Source organism: Elusimicrobiota bacterium, from assembly GCA_028718185.1.
Classification (GTDB): Bacteria; Elusimicrobiota; UBA8919; order UBA8919; family UBA8919; genus JAQUMH01.
In genome coordinates, this window is the sequence record JAQUMH010000004.1 from 1 (window position 1) to 20,507 (window position 20,507).

At 39.5% G+C, this 20,507-nt stretch carries 5 protein-coding genes; all 5 read right to left on the bottom strand.

Annotation, left to right across the window (positions count from 1 at the left end; translation table 11 throughout):
* A partial coding sequence (locus PHE88_06835) for an Ig-like domain-containing protein (GenBank protein ID MDD5687530.1) occupies nucleotides 1-3,166 on the bottom strand: 3,166 nt, incomplete at its 3' end.
* A gap of 117 nt (nucleotides 3,167-3,283) precedes the next feature.
* A complete protein-coding gene (locus tag PHE88_06840; GenBank protein ID MDD5687531.1) occupies nucleotides 3,284-4,285 on the bottom strand; it encodes a PorV/PorQ family protein in 1,002 nt (333 codons plus the stop codon).
* A 967-nt stretch (nucleotides 4,286-5,252) separates the two neighbouring features.
* Nucleotides 5,253-10,574, bottom strand: coding sequence for a discoidin domain-containing protein (locus PHE88_06845; protein MDD5687532.1), 5,322 nt, complete (start codon nucleotides 10,572-10,574; stop codon nucleotides 5,253-5,255).
* A gap of 746 nt (nucleotides 10,575-11,320) precedes the next feature.
* Nucleotides 11,321-14,701: a chitobiase/beta-hexosaminidase C-terminal domain-containing protein gene (locus tag PHE88_06850; protein ID MDD5687533.1), complete on the bottom strand. Its 3,381-nt coding sequence runs from the start codon at nucleotides 14,699-14,701 to the stop codon at nucleotides 11,321-11,323.
* An 8-nt stretch (nucleotides 14,702-14,709) separates the two neighbouring features.
* Nucleotides 14,710-20,397 carry a chitobiase/beta-hexosaminidase C-terminal domain-containing protein gene (locus PHE88_06855; protein MDD5687534.1) on the bottom strand — a complete coding sequence of 1,896 codons (5,688 nt, stop codon included), beginning with the start codon at nucleotides 20,395-20,397 and terminating at the stop codon, nucleotides 14,710-14,712.
* Nucleotides 20,398-20,507: the final 110 nt, after the last annotated feature.

The following is a 20,507-nucleotide window of genomic DNA, read 5'->3' on the forward strand; positions in this document are numbered from 1 at the left end:
AATCACTGCCTACGGCACTTAATATTTTTGTCAAACTGTAATTCCTGCCGGTTACATATGAACCGGTATCCGTGGTAGTCATTACAAACGGACTGCCGGTTATCTCGCTTACTCCTTTCTTTATATGGACTCTTGGATACCCTGTCTTCGGGGCATCGCCATCGGCATCGGCATACTTCACTCTATACACATAACTCGTATTGGTTGTGCCGGTCTCCGGATTTATGCCATCTGATGTATAGTTTGTTTCACCGGTCCAGCTTATTGTCGGAGCTGTATTTACACGGGTTACACTTATGGATGTTTCAGTACTATTGTTTGAGGTGTCGGTTACCTTCACATATACTGTGTTTGAACCATTTACTAATGTTACGGTTCCACTCCATGAATTTGTCCCTGTAGCTGATGCATAAGTGCCTCCGGCACCTAACTTAATCTCAACTTTGCTTATTCCTATATTGTCATTTGCAGTACCACTTAACGTTAATAACGATGTTGTTAATGTAGTACCATTAGAAGGTGATGTTATAGCTATACTTGGCGCTGTTGTGTCTGATGGTGTATAGGTTACCGTTATTGATGTTTCTATGATATTATTTGATGTGTCAGTTGCCTTAGCATATATTGTATTTGAGCCACTTACTAATGTGACAGAACTATTCCACGGATTTGTCCCTGTCGCTGATGCATATGTGCCGCCGGCACCTAACTTGACTTCCACTTTGTTTATCCCTATATTGTCAACTGCGGTACCACTTATTGTTATCAATGCTGCTGTCGTTATTGCAGCGCCATTTGCAGGCGATGTTATGGCTATTGTAGGCGGTGTTGTATCAGGAACATATGTCACGGTTATTGACGTTTCGGTTATATTTCCTGTTGTATCTGTTGCTTTTGCATATATTGTGTTTGAACCGCCTACTAATGTGACAGAGCTACTCCACGGATTTGTCCCTGTTGCTGATGCATAAGTGCCGCCGGCTCCTAATTTAACTTCCACTTTGCTTAAGCCTATATTATCAGAGGCAGTACCACTTACCGTTAATAACGATGCTGTTAATGTTGCACTATTAGCAGGTGATGTTATAACTATACTTGGTGGTGTTGTGTCCGGTGGTGCATAGGTTACTGTTATTGATGTTTCTATGATATTGTTTGATGTGTCAGTTGCCTTCGCATATATTGTGTTTGAGCCATTTACTAATGTTACTGTTCCACTCCACGGATTTGTCCCTGTCGCTGATGCATATGTGCCGCCGGCTCCTAATTTAACTTCCACTTTGCTTAATCCTAAATTGTCTGATGCAGTACCGCTTACCGTTAATAACGATGCTGTTAATGTCGCACCATTAGCAGGTGATGTTATAGCTATAGTTGGCAGTGTTGTGTCAACTACCGGCGTGCAAGTAACTGTTATTGATGTTTCTTTTGTATTACCTGACGTATCAGTCGCTTTAGCATATATTGTATTTGAGCCGCTTACTAATGTTACAGTTCCATTCCAGGGACTTAATCCTGTTGTTGCGACATATGTACCACCGGCGCCTACTTTAACTTCTACTTTGCTTAACATTGTATCATCTGATGCAGTACCACTTATGTTTAACAAAGTTGCCTCTACCGTAGAACCATTTGAATGTGATGTGATAGCTATACTTGGTAATATAGTATCTGCCTTGTTGGTGGCGGCATTGGATATGCCTGACCAGTTGCCTTCAACATCTGCTACTTTCATCACAAAATAATATGTCTTATTCACCGTATCTAAACCACTTACTGTAAGACTTTGGTTTGTTCCTGATACTTGCGGAACCGGCTCGTTTGTGCATTGTGTTGCGGTAGCCCAGTTATGAGTTATACCGGCCGGAGTCGTTGCATACCTGATATCATACTGACTCGCTGTTCCCTTAAAGCCATTTGCTCCTACTGCGACCCAATTTAGCACCACACTGGTAGGTGTTATGTTGCCTACGGATAATGTAGCGATTGATGCGGGCGGGCAGGGGATATTTGATATTATCTCGCCGCTCGTGAATCCTAACCAGCTGGGGTCTCCTATATCTAAAAACATATTTCGAGGAACATTGAGTTCAGAGTTCCCTGCTACACATAGTGCTTTTGTATTCCAGCTATGTCCCCAATTAATTATCTTAAAGATATCTTGCCAAAAACATTGTGCTGTAGTCGCTACTTGGTTATTTGCCGGACCCGTTAAAACACAGCCTGTCTGATTAAAAGAAGCAGCATTATCTATAAATGTTCCCGGCACTAATGGTATTTTATTATTTAATCTGCCGCTATTGGTCTCCATAAAATCACATACCCATTGTACATCACCGAGAGCTTGATCAACCTGTTGTATCCATAAATCCATTAACGGATGTGTTTGATGCCACAACATATCTACTCCTGAAACATTTAGTGAATTATTAGTGATTGATGGACAGTTTTCTGATATATTGAATGTCGGGTTGGGTCTATTCACCGAAATCCAATCAGAAAATTCCTGCCAAAACGAATTCATTGAATCTTTCATTGCTTTTATTCTTCTTGTATCATTTGTATCTGGTCCTAACGTAGCAGTTGATACTACTATATTTATTGGAGTCGAATATGATAACCCGTCATATTGAGGTTCTTCAAAATGAATCCCGTCTATTGTGGGATAATTCTGAATAAGAAATTTTACTAAATCAAGCTCATAAGCTCTAATTTCCGGATATGCTATTTCTATTCTTTCTTCTGCCATACCTCCATCTGAAGACATTTGAGAATATCCATAACCCCATCTCCTAAAAAAACCACCTTCGTAACCTCTGGTTGGTCCATAACCAATATGTATCTTCATTCTATTGTTATGACACCAGGCAATCGCTTTACCTAACATGTCCCAACTTGCCTGAGTATTCCATGAACCACAATTTACAGGGTCTTTCGCTGCTTCTAAATAGTCTTCCCTGAGGAAAAAGAATACAGCATCAAAATTTGCATCTTTCCCGGTTTGTAAATCGGCATATAATTTAGCTTCACTATCTATCTCATACCAATGTGTAACAAACATATCGCCGCGGGTAAAATTAACAGGAACTAACGCACTGACCTTACTAATTACTCCACAAAGCATTACAAAAATAACTGCTAAACATACTCTCTTCTTATTCTTCATAGCTCCTTCCTCCTTTAAAATGTGTTATGTGTAATGTATGTTATAGAGTTTTAGGGTTTTAGAGTTTGTAGAGTTAAAACCCTATAACCCTATAACTCTATAACTCTATAACCCTTTTTAGAATTTCAAATTCAACGATACTCTATGTGTATCGCCTAAATCGCCAAACGGGACAAATGCATAATCTACACCGCAACTCTTAAGCTCTATTCCTGCTCCTAAACTTAATCCTTTCAACCCGCCTATGTCTTTTGTCTTTGTATTATATCCTGCCCTGCCTATTAGTGTTGCTCCTTCACTCGCTGCATACTTGTACTCTGTTCCTGCTCCTATACCAAGCTCACTGTCATTTACTGCTGTCATTTCTAAACCTACTAACCACTCAGGTTGAATATTATATCCTCCGCCTACACGTATCGTCATCGGCAGATTATCGCCGGATTCTATATACTTCATCTTTCCACCTAGATTCTGGAGCGATATTCCTAAGCTCGTTTTTCCTTCAGCTGGCTTGTATAACATTCCTATATCTCCTGCTATTGCTACCCCCGTATCCTTTATCTTGCTGCTTATATACTTTATTCCGGCTCCTAATGATACTTCGTCGCTTACGTCATTACCATACCCTAATGTTATTGACATATCAGAAGGACTGTAATTGCTCGTTAATACTCCAGATGTATCATTGCCTTCTATAGAACCATAACTTAAATACTGTATCCCTATTCCTAACCCGCCGGTTTCGGTTGGCTGTCCATATCCTATCCAGGTATAGCCTATGTCCTCAAACCAGACCGCATGCATTACACTTATTGATGTTTTCTCTATTCCCGCTAATCCGGCTGCATTCCAATATATATTACTTGCTCCTTCACTTACGCCTACTCCTATATCACCCATGCCACTACTGCGGGCTCCGGCGCCCAGCTTTAAAAAATGCACTGCACTTGTGCCGGCATCGCTTTTACTAAAAGCGGCATATGCACTACCTGAAGCAAGAAGCAAGAGGCAAGAGGCAAGAAACAAGCGGATTTTGACTACTTGTTTCTGACTTCTGGCTTCTGACTTCTTACTTCTTACTTCTATCATCTGACCTCGGACTGACCTTACACTTTTCATAAATACCCTCCTTTAAAATAGTGCTATGGCGTAATTGTGCGATTGTGCGATAAAACCTAATTCAGAGTTGATGACCCCGCTTTGCGGGGTTGTTTTTTTGTGTCTCCAGTAGGGGACTCAAAAAAACAAAAAAAGCTTACTAGAAATTATCTATTCACATAAACGTGCTAAGCACCTTTAGTAAATAATTTCTAATAAACTTTTTATTTTCGATAACCTTGCTGGCTTGATAGTCCTGAGTCTTATGTTTGTCGGCAACCTGGTGGCTTTCACTATCTTAGCCCTTGGTTTTGCGAACTCATCCCAATTTCTCGGGAGCAGCCTTTTCGGGTTAGTGCCCGGAGCTCGGACCTACTGGACCGAGCGAGTTAATGCGCGGAATCCGGCTCAACCGAAACGGATGAGCACATAATCCCGTTATTAACGTGGGAACACAACCCCGCAGTTTGCGGGGTAAAAACAACTGCATTTTGATATTCCTACTTTTGTATAATATTGCTATTGACATATTTAAATCTTTCCATATAATATTTGTGTTTCTTCTTGCTCTTTCTATTTAGAGTATAATGTATGGGGTAAAAAAAGTCAATGGCTAAGATTGTTAAAAAGTTGTCTAATGTTGTGGTGCTTATGCACAGTAGCAACGCTATAATTAGAAAACAAGAAAATGTATTAATTAGCTGATTTGTCATTTTGTCTTGGGTTTACTTGCTATTTTTGCGATATTGCGGTATAAAGAAAGAGTTATTTCGGTAAGACGATTGGATTTATTGTTTAAAACGTTCAAGTTAGAGAAACTTGTATCTATAGTAACAGCGGTTATGCTTGCCAAGGGCAAGCGACTACAACATTGAATATCATGTCTTTGCGGTAGAAAAGCTTTGCAAATACAACTTCGGACATTGACTTATGATGCTATCAATCTGTATCCTATCTTATTTCTTATTTCTTACTTCTTGCTTCTATCTTACTTTATCAGTCCTATCTTTCCCGTCTTCTTGCTACCGGAAGCATCTTCTATCTGATATATATATATTCCTTTACCTACTTTGTCTCCATTGTCATTCTTGCCATCCCACTCGAGCCAGCCAAGGTTACCAAAATCGAGCTCTTTTAACTCTCTTATTATCTCGCCTGTCACACTATACAATTTCATAACACTGTTAATCGGCAGGTTTGTCACCTTTAATTTACCAAGTACCGCTGTTGCCGGATTATATGGATTCGGATAGACTTTTATATTATTTAAATCAGCAGATACATAACTACCTAATATTCGGTATGTTGAGAAATGTTTTACTGTTGCGGTTACCGTGTTGTTTACTTTGTCTACTGTCTGGACTCCTGATACCAAATCCCAATCTGTGCCGGTCCAATAGTAAATCCTAAGTCCATCTTCGTTTAATGTCCCTATATCTGCTGCTGTGTATGGTAATGTTATGCTCACTGCTCTCATGAATACCTGGTTTTCCAATACCGGTGCACTTTCATTACCATATGTTAACTCGCCAAAATCATAACATATCGGATTTCTGGTATTAATATATTTCGTTGTGTTAACTATTGACGGAGGTACTTTTGTTTGTATTGCCGCAAGATACTTATTTGCGGACAGAACTCCTATCGGTATTAATATCTTTAATCCGTTGGCTCCCCGTATTGAACCACCCTGGTAACCTACTAACTTCGCTATATACATATCACTGAAATTTATCACTATTGGGGCAGTTGTATCACCACTTAATTCTACCGTAGCTATGTTACTGCGGAATGGGATTGAGATTTCTTTTTCACCTTGATCTGCCTCAATTAACATCGTATCAATCGTATCCAATTCAGTGCCCTTGCTGTTCTTGGTTGTAAGTGTTATAGTACCGGTGTAATTTGTTGCTATAATGTTATCACCTTCATCTAAATTATATACCTGCACCAAGAGCTTCAAACTCGCAGATGTTGATGCGCCTACCTTAGTCGCTGTTGTCCCATCATCGTAGTAATAGGTATATATCCTGTGCTTTATGTTGTTGTTATATGTCTTGAAATTATATTGTGCTGATGTTGCTATATTTCCGGATGAGTCGCGACTATAAACCATGTAATAATAAGTATTGCCTTTCAATAATCCGCTAATCGGAACGCTATGTAACCTATTCATACTGGAATCTAATGTTGTTGTTGTGCCCATTGCCGTTGTAGTTCCATATGTTACTTGTGAGTCTGAGTTCTCATCGGTATTCCATGTTAGAACTGCACTATTTTGTGTTACACCTGCTGACACATTACTTATTACCGGTGGATTAGGATCATTAAGAATAGTTGTAAAACTATAATCGCCGCTAGTTGTTGGATTGCCACTCAAATCTATTGACACAATCCTATAATGATATGTTGTGTTTTCAGTAAGACTACTTAGTGTAACACTGTGCGAGTATACTCCACTGGTATCTGTTACCGGTGTTTCACTGCCATAACTTGTCGTTAAACCATACTCCACTTTACTGTTTGCGAGTTCATTTGTTGTCCAAGTTACTACTGTTCCACTACCGGATATATTTACCGGCGTTATTATACTCACTACAGGTGGTGTCGTATCAGCAGTGAGTCTTATTATCTTAATGTAATTGAAATTACCGTTATATGCTCCTGCTCCGGTGTCCATTACTAATTTCATTATCTGGTTGCCTTGGCTAAGTGCTACTCTTGATGAGACTTCTACATCTTGCCATATCTGCCATCCGCCTGTATCAGGTATTGTCACTGATGGTGTTACTCGATATGGGGTTAAATTATGAGTGCCGAATTCAATGTGGAACGGACTTGCCGTGCCTAATATCGCTCCTCTCATTATTATATGGTACTCAGCAGTCTCACTCATATTTACGCTGTATTCCAGCCACTCGGTTGCTACTGCATATCCTATATCGTATCCGCCACCTGTATCACTGCAATTCTCTATATCTACATCCTCATTTGTCCTGTATGCTCCACTCTGATTACCGGATGTTGTATCATAATATGCTTCGTTCTGACCTCCTGTATCATAGTTCTCTAACTCTATTGTCGTTGTTCCAATTCCTATCAGCCACGGATTTCCATTGTTCGCATATGACATCTGACCTGTTACTGTTATTGTAAAGTTTGTATTTGAACTATCGGTCGTCCCTCCGCTTATCTCTACCAACCTTATCAAACAATTACTGCTTGCACTATTTGGCAAAGTTACTGCTTCACTACCGTCATTAGCTGTGCTGTCTACTAATGTACTCCAATTCGTCCCGCCATTTACTGATATCTGGAGCATTACATTCCCTACCCCACCAACACTTGTCCATGTTACTGTCGGCTGACTACCTACTATTAAATTCTCTCCGCCATTCGGGTACGTTATTGTTATACTCTTTGTAGGTGTTGTTACAAGTGTCCCGTATACTTCGAACTCCCATAACGAATATCCGTAAGTAGTTCCTCTTGCGGTTCCATACATCCGTATATATCTGCCGTTACCGCTAAGTCCGCTTAGTGTCTCTACTCCGCCGGTTCCGCCTGTCTTTGTGTATATTGTTGTCCAGTTTATATTATTACTTGATACTTGTATCTGGTAATCCTTTCCATAAGCGTCTTCCCATCTTAATACAACTTGATTTATATTATATGTCCCCCCTAAATCTATTTCTATCCATTGCGGGTCACTAAATTGTGATGACCAACGTGTTGCTACATTTCCATCTATTGCTTTTGTCGATTCTAAACCTGCCCCTTCTTCTGTCGATGCTGTTACTGTTTTTCCTATTGCTATATTACCTTGGTTATTTGTCTGACCACTTACTACATTAGATATTCCTGACCAGTTTGGCACTTCATCGCCTACCTTCATTCCAAAATAATAGGTTATCCCGGCACTTAAACCCTGTACCGTGTAACTCTGGTTACTTCCGGCTACTAATGGGGTTGGTTCTCCACTGCATTGCGTCGCGGTTGCCCAATTACTATCAGTTATATTTACATTTGAATACCGGATATCATAAACACCCGCTGTTCCTATGTTACCATCATCGCCTACTGATGTCCAACTTAATACTATACTGTTACTGGTTGCAACACCTGTCGCTAATGTGTTTATTGTTGAGGGAGCTGTAATGTCGGGTGCAGTTGTTGCTTTGCTTACTACATTGGATATTCCTGACCAGTTTGGTACTTCATCGCCTACCTTCATAGCAAAATAATAAGTTATTCCTGCACTTAAGCCCTGTACTGTGAAACTCTGGTTATTACCGGCAACTAAAGGAGCAGGTTCTCCGCTGCATTGTGTAGCTGTTGCCCAATTACTATCAGTTATATTCACATTTGAATACCGGATATCATATGTTGTTGCTGTGCCTGTGTTTCCATCATCACCTACTGAAGTCCAACTTAACACTACACTGTTGCTGGTTGCAACACCGCTTGCTAATGTGTTTATTGTTGAGGGTGATGTTGTGTCTGGTGGTGGAGTGTATGTTACTGTTATTGACGTTTCATTTATGTTATTGGATGTATCAGTCGCTTTTGCATATACTAAATTAGAACCGTTCGCTAATGTTACATTTCCATTCCATGGAGATAATGTTCCGCTAACTGTGGTGTATGTTCCTCCCGCTCCTACCTTCAATTCTACTTTACTCAATCCTACATTGTCTGAAGCTGTACCACTAACGGTTAATAGTGATGCTGTTACTGTTGAATTATTTGCCGGTGAGGTTATACTTATTGTTGGTGGAGTTGTGTCAGATGTTATAACTGACGGTGTCATTACTATTAAAGTAACGGAATTTGTCGTATCAGAGGGAACAAATGTGAATGTATGATTTGTACGCGGGGTAAGATTAGTATCCTCAACTTTCTCAAGATATTGTTTGTTTATATTGTACATGCAGTTACTATGTGATCTATCAACTAAATATCTTTCAAAACGAATATTTCCTGACTGAAAATTTACAGGAAGATTATTTATGTTGACATTCACACTTTCGTTGGTGCCTTTTCTGGAAATCATTAAAGCAATACCTGAATTGTCAGCACTTGCTAATGGATATACATTAACAGTTGTACTATCTGCCTTATATCGTGTTGTCTTCTGCATAGACATCATTTTAAAAACATTGTAAAGAGGAAAGACTGTACCATCGGGTAGTGTTCTCAGCAAATTGGCTGGTGCGGTTACTACACCGTCACCCGGTATGGGAGCCACAATAGAACGATCGAATCCTGCATAATCATTCAGGGCGAATTGAAATGGAATTATTTTATTTCCGAGATTAGTGTCCATTAACGTCTTCCACCCGGCAGCAACCCATGCTGCAACATATGAAAGATTATAGTCACTAATATCAGCATTTGGATTATTATTCATTGAATAATGCCATTCTGTAATAAATTGAGGCAAATCAATGCCACGATTTGTCATTTCAGTTCTTACCGCAAGCGAAAAACCTTTAGCTGAATTAATACTGTCATCAAGCACATCACTATAGTGATGATACGTTATGAAGTCACATTGTAAAGAAGGATTAGCCTTAACAAAGTCAAGAAACGAACGAATCATATCCAACTTTGTCGCAGGCTGAGCTGAAATTTCAGTACCACCTAACTTAAATTGTCCACCTTGAGCGTTGATTGCTTTTACAGCATTAGAAGTGTGCAAATAAAATTGCTTGTATATTTCACCATATGGAGAAATACCGGCATTGCTCCATCCGGCATTTACACCAAATGCCTGAGGATACTCCGGTGAATATTGCGTGGCTGGTATTGATAAATTAGGCTCGTTAAAAAGAGCGATATAGACGGTCCCCGGGTACTTTTGTTTAATATGAGTTAGAATATCTCTAATCATCGTTTCATATTGTGTCCACTTACCATTACTTACGGGCCATCCAAGCCAACTGGGCATTGTCTGCATTATTGTAACTAAGGGTGTTGCACCTTCTAAGATTATGTCATCTAATAATCCATCAGAGCCATAATATCCCCACATGTTTTTAGTCCAGTCATATTGTCCTTCTGCAGTACATATAACATGAGGACTGTAAAATACTCGTTCAAGCATAATTCCTGCATCTTTGACATTTTGTGTATCTTTGGTCCCTTTCATTTTAAATATATGATTAGTATAACCATTGTATTTTACAAACGTACCTTTGGATTGCGAAAAATCAACAGTTACATCAGCGTTTAAAAAAACACGAGAGCTCATTAATAAAAAGAAAATAGAACTTAAAATTATAAACCTGAATTTAATGTTTTTAATCATATAATATTTCCTTGTGTTATGTAATATCTAATGGATTGTATCATTCTTGTATTTCTGTTTTATTTTTTTTGTCTCTATTCATCGGAACAAAAAAAATAAAGAAGTCTACTAGAAAACCAGTCAATTAACTTAATTAAGTTTTTCAACTTAATTCATTAATTCACTAATTCACTAATTCACTTCTTTTGTTTTCGGCAACCTTGCTGGCTTGATAGTTTTTAGTCTTGCCACAAGCGGTTTATCACAAAGCGGTTTACACGCTTGTGATTTACTTGCTTGTTGTTCGTCGCTTATCGGCAACCTGTGTTGGCATTCACTATCTTAGCCCTTGGTTTTGCGAACTCATCCCACTTTCATGGGAGCAGCCTTTTCGGAATTCGCACTCGCAGGTCGGAGCTACTGCACCGACCGAGTTAATGCTCGGAGTTCGGACCTACTGGACCGAACGAGAACATAACCCCGATGTTAATCGTGGGAATGCAACCCCGCAGTAAGCGGGGTAAAACAATACTGTTTACTTTAGTTTCTGCACGTTTCTACTAATGAAGTATAACACATAAATTGAAAAAAGTCAATGACTAATATTGCTAAATAGTTGACTAATATTGTGTTATTTATACCTAAAACTACCCATAGTTGAAAAAAAATATATAAATTACTTTATGCAGACCTGTTTTATAACATCCTATGGCTTTAGATTTTGAACCCAAAACCCTATAACTCTATAACTCTATAACGCGTCTATCTTACTTTATCAGTCCTATTTTTCCGGTCTTCTTTTTACCTGTTCCGTCTTCTATCTGGTATATATATACTCCCTTACCTACTTTGTCGCCATCGTCATTCTTTCCATCCCACTCGAGCCAGCCAAGATTACCAAAATCGAGCTCTTTGAGTTCTCTCACTAATTCACCTGTCACACTATACAACTTCATAACACTGTTTATTGGAAGATTTGTTACCTTTAACTTACCTAAAACCGCTGTTGACGGATTATACGGGTTCGGATACACTTTAACATTACTCATATCTGCTGATACATAACTGCCCAATATTCTATATGTTGAGAAATGTGTGACTGTTGCGGTAACAGTATTGTTAAATTTGTCTACTGTCTGGACACCTGTCACCAAATCCCAATCTGTCCCGTTCCAGTAATATATCCTTAACCCATCTTCGTTTAATGTCCCTATGTCCGTTTTTGTATATGGTATCGTTATGTTTACTGCTCGTGTGAATGTCTGGTTCTCCAGGACAGGAGCATTTTCAGCACCATATGTTAACTCGCCAAAATCATAACATATAGGATTAACTGTGTTAACATATTTCATCGTATTTCGAACTGCAGGTGCTGCACTCGTCTTTATTGACGCAAGATACTTGTTCGTAGATAACACGCCTGTAGGTATTAGTATCTTTAATCCATTGGCTCCCCGTATTGTTCCACCCTGGTAGCCTACTAACTTTGAGATATACATATCACTGAAATTTATCACTACCGGCGCCGTGGTATCACCTGTTAACTCTATAGTATTTATGTCACTACGGAACGGGATTGAAACTTCCTTCTCACCTGCATCTGACTCGGTTAATGTTGAATCTGTTGTATTTAGGACACTACTCTTACTGTTCTTAGTTGTAAGAGTTATTGTCCCGGTGTAATCAGTCGCCAAACTACCCTCATCTATATTATATACCTGCACCTTAAACCTCAAACTCGCTGATGGTGTTGCTCCTACCTTGGTTGTAGTTGTCCCGTCATCATAGTAATATGTATATATTTTGTGCTTTAAGTTAGATGTTTTGAAACTGTATTGTGATGATGTTGCAAGGTTACCGGATGAGTCACGGCTGTAGACTTTGTAATAATAGGTCTTCCCTTTCTGTAGCCCGGTAATAGGGACACTGTGTAATCTTGTAGGTGTTGTATCTAATGCAGTTGTCGTACCCATTGCCGTTGTAGTTCCGTATGCTACCTGTGAATCTGAGTTCTCATCAGTATTCCACGTTATCACAGCACTATTTATTGTTACTCCGGCTGATACATTGCTTATTACAGGCGGATTAGGGTCATTAAGAATAGTTGTAAAACTGTAATCGCCGGTCGTTGTCGTGTTACCATTCATATCTACAGACACCATCCTGTAATGATATAATGTGCTTTGAGTAAGCCCGCTTAATGTAACACTATGCAAATACACCCCAGTGGCATCTGTTACCGGAGTTGCACTGCCATAACTTGTCGTTAATCCATATTCTATCTTACTGTTTGCTAACTCATTTGTTGTCCATGTTATAACCGAACCATTGCCGGTTATGTTAGTTGGTATTACTACACTTACTGTTGGCGGTGTTGTATCCGGAGTTATACTTATCAACTTGATGTAATCAAAATTACCGGTATCTGTACTACCGGCGTCCATTACTAACTTCATTATCTGGTTGCCTGCAGTAAGCGTTACTGAGTTTGCGACTGTTATATCTGTAAATGCCTGCCAATTAACAGTATTAGGTACGCTTACCGATGGTGTTATTACAAGTGGTGTTCCATTGTGAGGACCAAATTCAATATGGAACGGACTTGCATTTGATATTCCGCAACCTGCTCTTGCTATTACTTTATAGTTGCCACTTTGATTTACATTTATACTATATTCTAACCATTCGGTTGGTACTGCAAAACCTATATCGTAACCACCAGTTGTGATTGCTTCAATATCCACTCCCTCGGTTAGCCTGTATGCTCCGCCTAAATTGTCGGAAGTTGTATCATGATATGATAAGCCCTCACCACTACCTCCGCTTATTATCCAATCAAAATTCTCTGCCTCTATCGTTGTTGTTCCTGTTACTATATTCCATGGATACCCGCTATTGCCATACGACTGCTGCGTTGAAATGATTGTTACTGTGTATGCTACACTATTTACTGAACTATCGGTCATACCAGTTTTGAACGCACGGGCACGGACTGTTGCACTCGCAGTTAATGTAAACGGTGCTGAATATAATGTTGACGATGATGTCGGGTCTGTTCCGTTTGTTGTATATCTTATCTCTGCCCCGCTGGTTGCACAACCTAATGTTACTGTAACAGAACTTATATATGTTCCTGCTGCCGGGCTAATTGTTGGTGTCGCCACTACACTTGGAGTATCTGCAATTATTTTTACTAATTTAATGAAGTTAATATTACCACAAGTAGTTGCTACATTAGAATCCATTACTAACTTCATTATCTGGTTGCCTGCAGTAAGCGTTACTCCTGTTGAAAGTGTTACATCCGTCCATGTCTGCCAGCCGGTTGTATTAGGTATACTTACTGATGGTATTGTTTGAACATAAGTAGCATTATTTTTAGCGAACTCAAGATGTATTGGACCATTACCTGACAGTTGACTGGCTCCTCTAACTAATATCTTATATTGTCCATCCTGATTAACATTTATACTGTATTCCAGCCACTCGGTTGGTGCTGTATTCTCCACATCGTATCCAGCACCCGTATCGGTGCATGCTTCCACATCTACTCCTTCTGTTGTCCTGTATGCACCACCCTCATTGCTGGTTGTTAAATCATGGTATGAATTACCTTCTCCGGTACCACTCGTCATCATATCGTAATCTTCTGCCTGTATAGTTGTTGTCCCTGTTCCTATCAACCATGCTACGCCCGCGGGATATGCCTGCTGTTGTGGTGTAACAGCTGTTACTGTATATGCCACACTATTTACTGAACTATCGGTCATTGCAGCTTTGAACGCACGGGCTTTTACTGTTGCACTCGCAGTTAATGTAAATGGTGTGGAGTATAATGTTGACAATGATGTCGGGTCTGTTCCATTTGTTGTATATCTTATTGAAGCTCCACCGGTTGTACAACTAAGTGTTACAGTAACAGAACTTGTATATGTTCCTGCATTTGGACTAATTGTCGGTGTATCTACCATATTAGGTATATCTGCATTTATTTTCACTAAATTAATATAGTTAAAATTACCTGCAGCTTCCAATGTACCTGCGTCCATTACTAATTTAAATATCTGATTGCCTGCAGTAATCGCCACATTGGTTGCAACTTCTACATCTATCCATGTTTGCCAACCACCTGTTGCCGGAACAGTGATTGGTGGTGTTATACTATAGTACCAAATTCAAGATGTATAGGATTACCGGTAGTTGCAAGTCCATTAGCTGTTCTTAGTATAATTTTGTATTCACCACTTTGATTTACATTTACACTATATTCAAGCCATTCACCTGGCTGTGTCCAACCTACATCATAACCATTACCGGTATCGGTACATGCTTCCACATCTACTGCCTCTGTTGTCCTGTATGCACCACCTTCATTGCTTGTTGTTAAATCATGGTATGAATTACCTTCTCCGGTACCACTCGTCATCATATCGTAATCTTCTGCTTGTATTGTTGTTGTCCCTGTTCCTATCAACCATGCTACGCCCGCGGGATATGCCTGCTGTTGCGGCGTAACGGCTGTTACTGTATATGCTGCGCTATTTACTGAACTGTCGGTCATTGCAACTTTGAACGCACGGGCTTTTATTGTTGCACTCGCGGTTAATGTAAACGGTGCGGAGTATAATGTTGACAATGATGTCGGGTCTGTGCCGTCAGTTGTATATCTTATTGCGGCCCCACTGGTTGTACAACTAAGTGTTACAGTAACAGAACTTGTATATGTTCCTGCATTTGGACTAATTGTCGGTATTGAAACCACAGGTAAATCTGCATTTGCTTTTATTAATTGGATGTAGTTAATATCTCCATTACCGGATGCAGAACTATTGTCCATAACCAACTTCATTGTCTGGTTACCTGCGTTAAGTGTTACTCCGGGTGAAAGTGTTACATCTGTGAATGTATCGTAACTACCTGTGGGAGGTGTGCCTGCTGACGGTGTTGTTTGAACATAAGTTGCATTATTTTGGACGAATTCAATGTGTATCGGACCACCGTTGATTGTATCTCCGTTGGCGCCCCTAAGTATTATTTTGTAGTTACCGGCTTGATTCACATTTACGCTGTATTCTAACCACTCACCCGGTGCTGTCCAGCCTACCTGGTAACCAGCGCCTGCATCTGAAACAACTTGTCGGACATCTACTCCTTCCGTCGTCCTGTAATCATTACCCATCGAATTACCTTCATTGAGAGATGCTGTATCATGATATGCCTCACCCTCACCGGTACCACTCGTCATCATATCGTAATCTTCTGCCTGTATAGTTGTTGTCCCTGCTCCTATTAACCACGCTACGCCGGCAGGATATGCCTGCTGCGTTGCCGGCGTACCTCCGGTTATAGTTACTACTTGTGCTGATGTCGTGGCTGTAGTATTATTATTATCTGTTGCTTTCGCCGTTATACTGTAACTTCCCGCAGGAACATTATTCCATACAAACTCATATGGCGAACCGGTGTCTGTTCCAAGCCATGTACTGCCGTTGTAAAAATCTACTTGTTTTATACCTAAAGAGCTGGATGCATCTACATCTATAGTTAAAGTTGCAGGTTCCTTACCGCCATTTGAAACGTTAATTGAGGTTATACTTACATTTGGCGGTATAACAGCTGTTGTATCCAATATCCGCAGAGCTATATCTTCAGTATAAGCCGGTGGTGTTAATACCTTAGAACCTGTCGAATTTTGTGTAAAGGTTTCTGTCTTATCTATATTCCCTGTTTTAGTATTAACCCACTCTGCTTTATAATTGCCCGCTACTAAATTAACCGTAAGCGAAGCTTGACCTCCTGATCCTAAATAATAAGCATACTGTTTGTTACTACTATTACCAACCAGCGCTCTCACAGCCGGAGCTCTTGAACTGTCAGGTGTCATTTTAACAAAATTAACGGAATGAATAAAATCTTTAGCAATTTTAATAATACCGCGTAAAGACGGGTCACCTGTTGTAAGTCCGCATTGTGTGCCGTCGGCACACATTGTGCATTTAACCGAACCATCCGGTACCAGATAGGTGAACGAGTCATCACACAAATTCCATAGTGCACCACCGGCTAAAATCCATTTCCATAACATTCTGCGAATTTTAAGATAATTATCACCTTGATATGTTACCTCGGTACATGCTAAAGGTTTGTTATAACTTAAGTAATTAGCAGTAAGATCAGATTGAGCATCGGGTTCTTCATCATAATGATCCCATGCAATCACATTTGCATTTGTAAAAGGAACAGGATCGCCATTATTATCACCGACAGCGTTTTGAACAATAAGATGCTTTTTCGGGAGGGATGCCTCTGCTGCGATTATTTTATTCATTGTGTTACTGTCAAATGAACCTGACATAACTCTATTAGTTTCAGTTCCATTGTAATTAGGTTCCATTGTTAGAAGATACATAACATTGTCAAATCCATTTAATTCTGTAACCACCTTAGTAATCATAGCGTTTATATATGGTGTCAAACCTCCGTTACTGTTAAGATCCCAAACACTATTTAAACCACTGGTTGTCCAAGAAGCTGTGTTTCCTACGCCGTTGATATTATTAATTGAATTCATGGGATTACGTTTCCAGAATTCATCACCCGGAAGATCATTCCGGTTCCAAAAAGGAATGAAAAAGACAAAGTCCACTACTATACCGCGGTCACTAGCTTTCTGAACGAAATCTTTGAGACGGGGAAAATATGAATTAGCCGACGTGCCTTGATCGTCCCACTTGGACAGATCAAATTTATATGTGTTCAGGTCTACAGTTCTTCTCCAAGGACAGACAAATTTGTTATCATCCGGACCAAGAGGGTTATCTCTATAATTCCACCAGTTGTGATAACCTGGATGATTCCACCAATTGTTTCCGGCTCCTTCAGCATACATTCCGGAACAAATTTGCACATAATTAAGTCCTTTGGACTGGAGTTCATTCAAATATGGAACATAATCAAAAGCAAGATTCATTACCGAACCATAATGTTCATTGGACCCAACCAGGACTGTCGGTTTGCCTTTATATAAAAAGTAATGCGGATTATCAGGATGAAGTTTTATCGGCTCTGTAGTTATTACTTTCGTGCCTGGAGTTCCTATTGTTGCAGTCAAACTGCGCCATGCGGATTCTATCGTATCTTTAGTGGTTGCATAATCGCGACTATCGGCAAAACCTATTGTAAAATATGCCGGTGTAAAATTCATATTCTTTACTAAATAATCTGCACCTCTACCAAACCCGAACACTGTCATTGGAGTTGTAGGACCTGCCATTGTATAGTATGTATCATATAAATTATCCGGTTGGTTATGGTTAATTACATATAAACTCCTGTTTATTGTTCCATCAGCAAAATACACCCACTCGGGGTCAGGTAAATCTATGTTTGACGCTGTGGTCGCGGTTATATTCATTTGTGTATTGTTTGATTGTACTATATAATCAGAAGCAGTATTTAATGTCCCACCGGGGGTTCCTTCGTATAAAAACCAATAATTTCTTGAAGGATCTCTCTGATACAGAGTCATTCTTGCATATTTAGGAAATATATCCCAGTAACATTTCCAATTGTTGTCACTACTTATTGAGTTTATCCTGACTTTCAATGGTCCCTGACTTACTATGTTACTTGTTGATGCTCCTTTACTTGCTGATGAACCATCAAACCCCGGATGAAAATAACAGTTCAGTGTGGTATCATGCACCATATTTGGTATTCCCCGGTATTCGCCTGATGCTTGATTACCTACTGAATAACTAAGCCAATCGTTATTCTGGGAATCTACCATGCTGGAAAAACCTGCTCCTATCTTATGATAATAATATGTTGCATTCGCTGTATCAAACTTATAACTTGACTGTCCCTCATCCGTTACATTATCCGTTAATGTTACCTGATTTGTAAAATTAACTTTTGTTATTGATGAATCTACATCAAAATATATCCTGAAATATCTCGTTGCGTTTGCATTTGTAGTACCACTCATCATAAATGTAACTGTACCGATTGCATTACTTGCCGCATTATATGCAGAATCCTTATCAAACTGAAATACTACACTATCATTTATTATTGTATTACCTGTACTATCGGTCTCTCTCACTCTTAAAGAATTTTCATTTAAACTGCCATTTACACTAAGGGCTGTAAGATACTGTGTAAAATTAACTGCTACTTCTACAGGTTTATCGGACCTTGCATAACTGCCGACTGCCACTGTTACCGGTACATAATATAATGGGTCACCCTGAGTAGGAAGTGTAATAGTAAATGCCGCTGTTACGATATTGCTGTCTAACATACCAGATTTATAAGCCATTGCTTTTATTGTAGCATTACCAGATAATGTTATTGGACCGGAATATACATTACCGTTTGTTGAGGATGGGTTACTGCCATCGGTTGTATACTTTACAACTGCTCCGCCTGTTGCACAATTAATATATACTGTCTGGGCGCTGGTATATGTCCCACCATTGGGATTTATTACAGGGTCTGCCACCAACTGCATTCCGCCGGTATTATACCGGACAAGAAGCACAGGTCCGGGAAGCAGAACTTCGGTTCCATGTTCAACTGTCTGGTTAACAACTTTAACAGTCATAGCAGTATTACTCAAAAGTGATTTATCAACGGGTCTTGTTCCAAGTGCATAAGTATAAAGAGTATTGGAATCTTGAGTGTTGCCGGCATTGACAGCATTAATAGTAAACGGAGCGTTATCACTTGCCCATGTTCTCCAATACATTATACTTTCTATTGCTTTAGTTAAGTCATGCAAACCGCTCGATTGTGCAGCGGGTATTGTTATAGTACAAGATATATCAACACCTGTACGCTGTGCCCAGTCCGCCGGTAAGCTATTAGGTTTATAAATCACTGTTGTGTATCCAGCGTGTGATATTGTAAGATTTGTTATTTCGGGTGTTACATACCAGTAACCATTTGCAGCTTTTATCCTTGCTTTTAGTTTTACACTGCCTTGGTCGGGTATATATTTAGTATTCCATGTTACTCCCCACGGTGCTGAGGTCGCACTTCCGACATTGTCCCTGATTGTTAAATCAGTGGAACTTTGCACGGTTCCTAACCTGTTCCAGAATTCATGCCAATCTAAATAATAATTATTACCATTTTCATCAAACCCGTCATAATATGCAACATAATCTACTTTGGATATACTTGAACCTGCCGGAGGTGTAGCGTTTAGTGAAATTGCAACCGATTCACCAATTGTACCGGCAGTTGGTCCTGTAATAGTACCTGATGGTGCTGAAACTGCACTGGGTGTATAATATAATCTTAAGATTACACCATATTGTCCCCATTGTCCCCATCCATGAAATCCATCACATCCGGAATTGTCACCGCATGCAAAGTTAAAATTATTGGTGCCTGCTGTTAGTTGTGATAATTGACTTGTTATATTTATCTCAACATTATCTTGTAGCATATAACTATTTACATCCCCACCGCATGCTCCAAGATTAGCGATACTAACAGTATTATTAGGTACAGAAATCCAAGAATTACCATTTATATTAATAACTTTATTTATAGTTCCGGCATGTCCGCCCCATCTGTCTATGATTATTTCAGCCCTTATTACATTCTGCAAATCTCCCGATACTAAACTTATTGTTTGAGCGTCATTTGGCAAAAAAGTTTTAGCAGTTGCATTTGCTGTAGTTGGATCTGTTACGCGCCAGCCGTTATCATTATCAGCACACCTGCTATGAAATTCCTTATACACCTCTCCCGACTGCGGCGACGCATTTGAAAGCATACTTAATCCTATCATTACTACTGATAACATCATACACCATCTGATAATCTTACCCATACCTTTCCCTCCAGTTTTTCTATATATTTGATTCCTAATTTGGTTTATTTTCATATTGTAAAGTTATAGAGTTATAGAGTTTTAGAGTTTGTAGAGTTAAAACCCTACAA

Bases quoted from the DNA above. Each gene is read 5' to 3' on its own strand.
- PHE88_06840 (MDD5687531.1), bottom strand. From the start codon at position 4,285: ATGAAAAGTGTAAGGTCAGTCCGAGGTCAGATGATAGAAGTAAGAAGT.
- PHE88_06845 (MDD5687532.1), bottom strand. From the start codon at position 10,574: ATGATTAAAAACATTAAATTCAGGTTTATAATTTTAAGTTCTATTTTC.
- PHE88_06855 (MDD5687534.1), bottom strand. From the start codon at position 20,397: ATGGGTAAGATTATCAGATGGTGTATGATGTTATCAGTAGTAATGATA.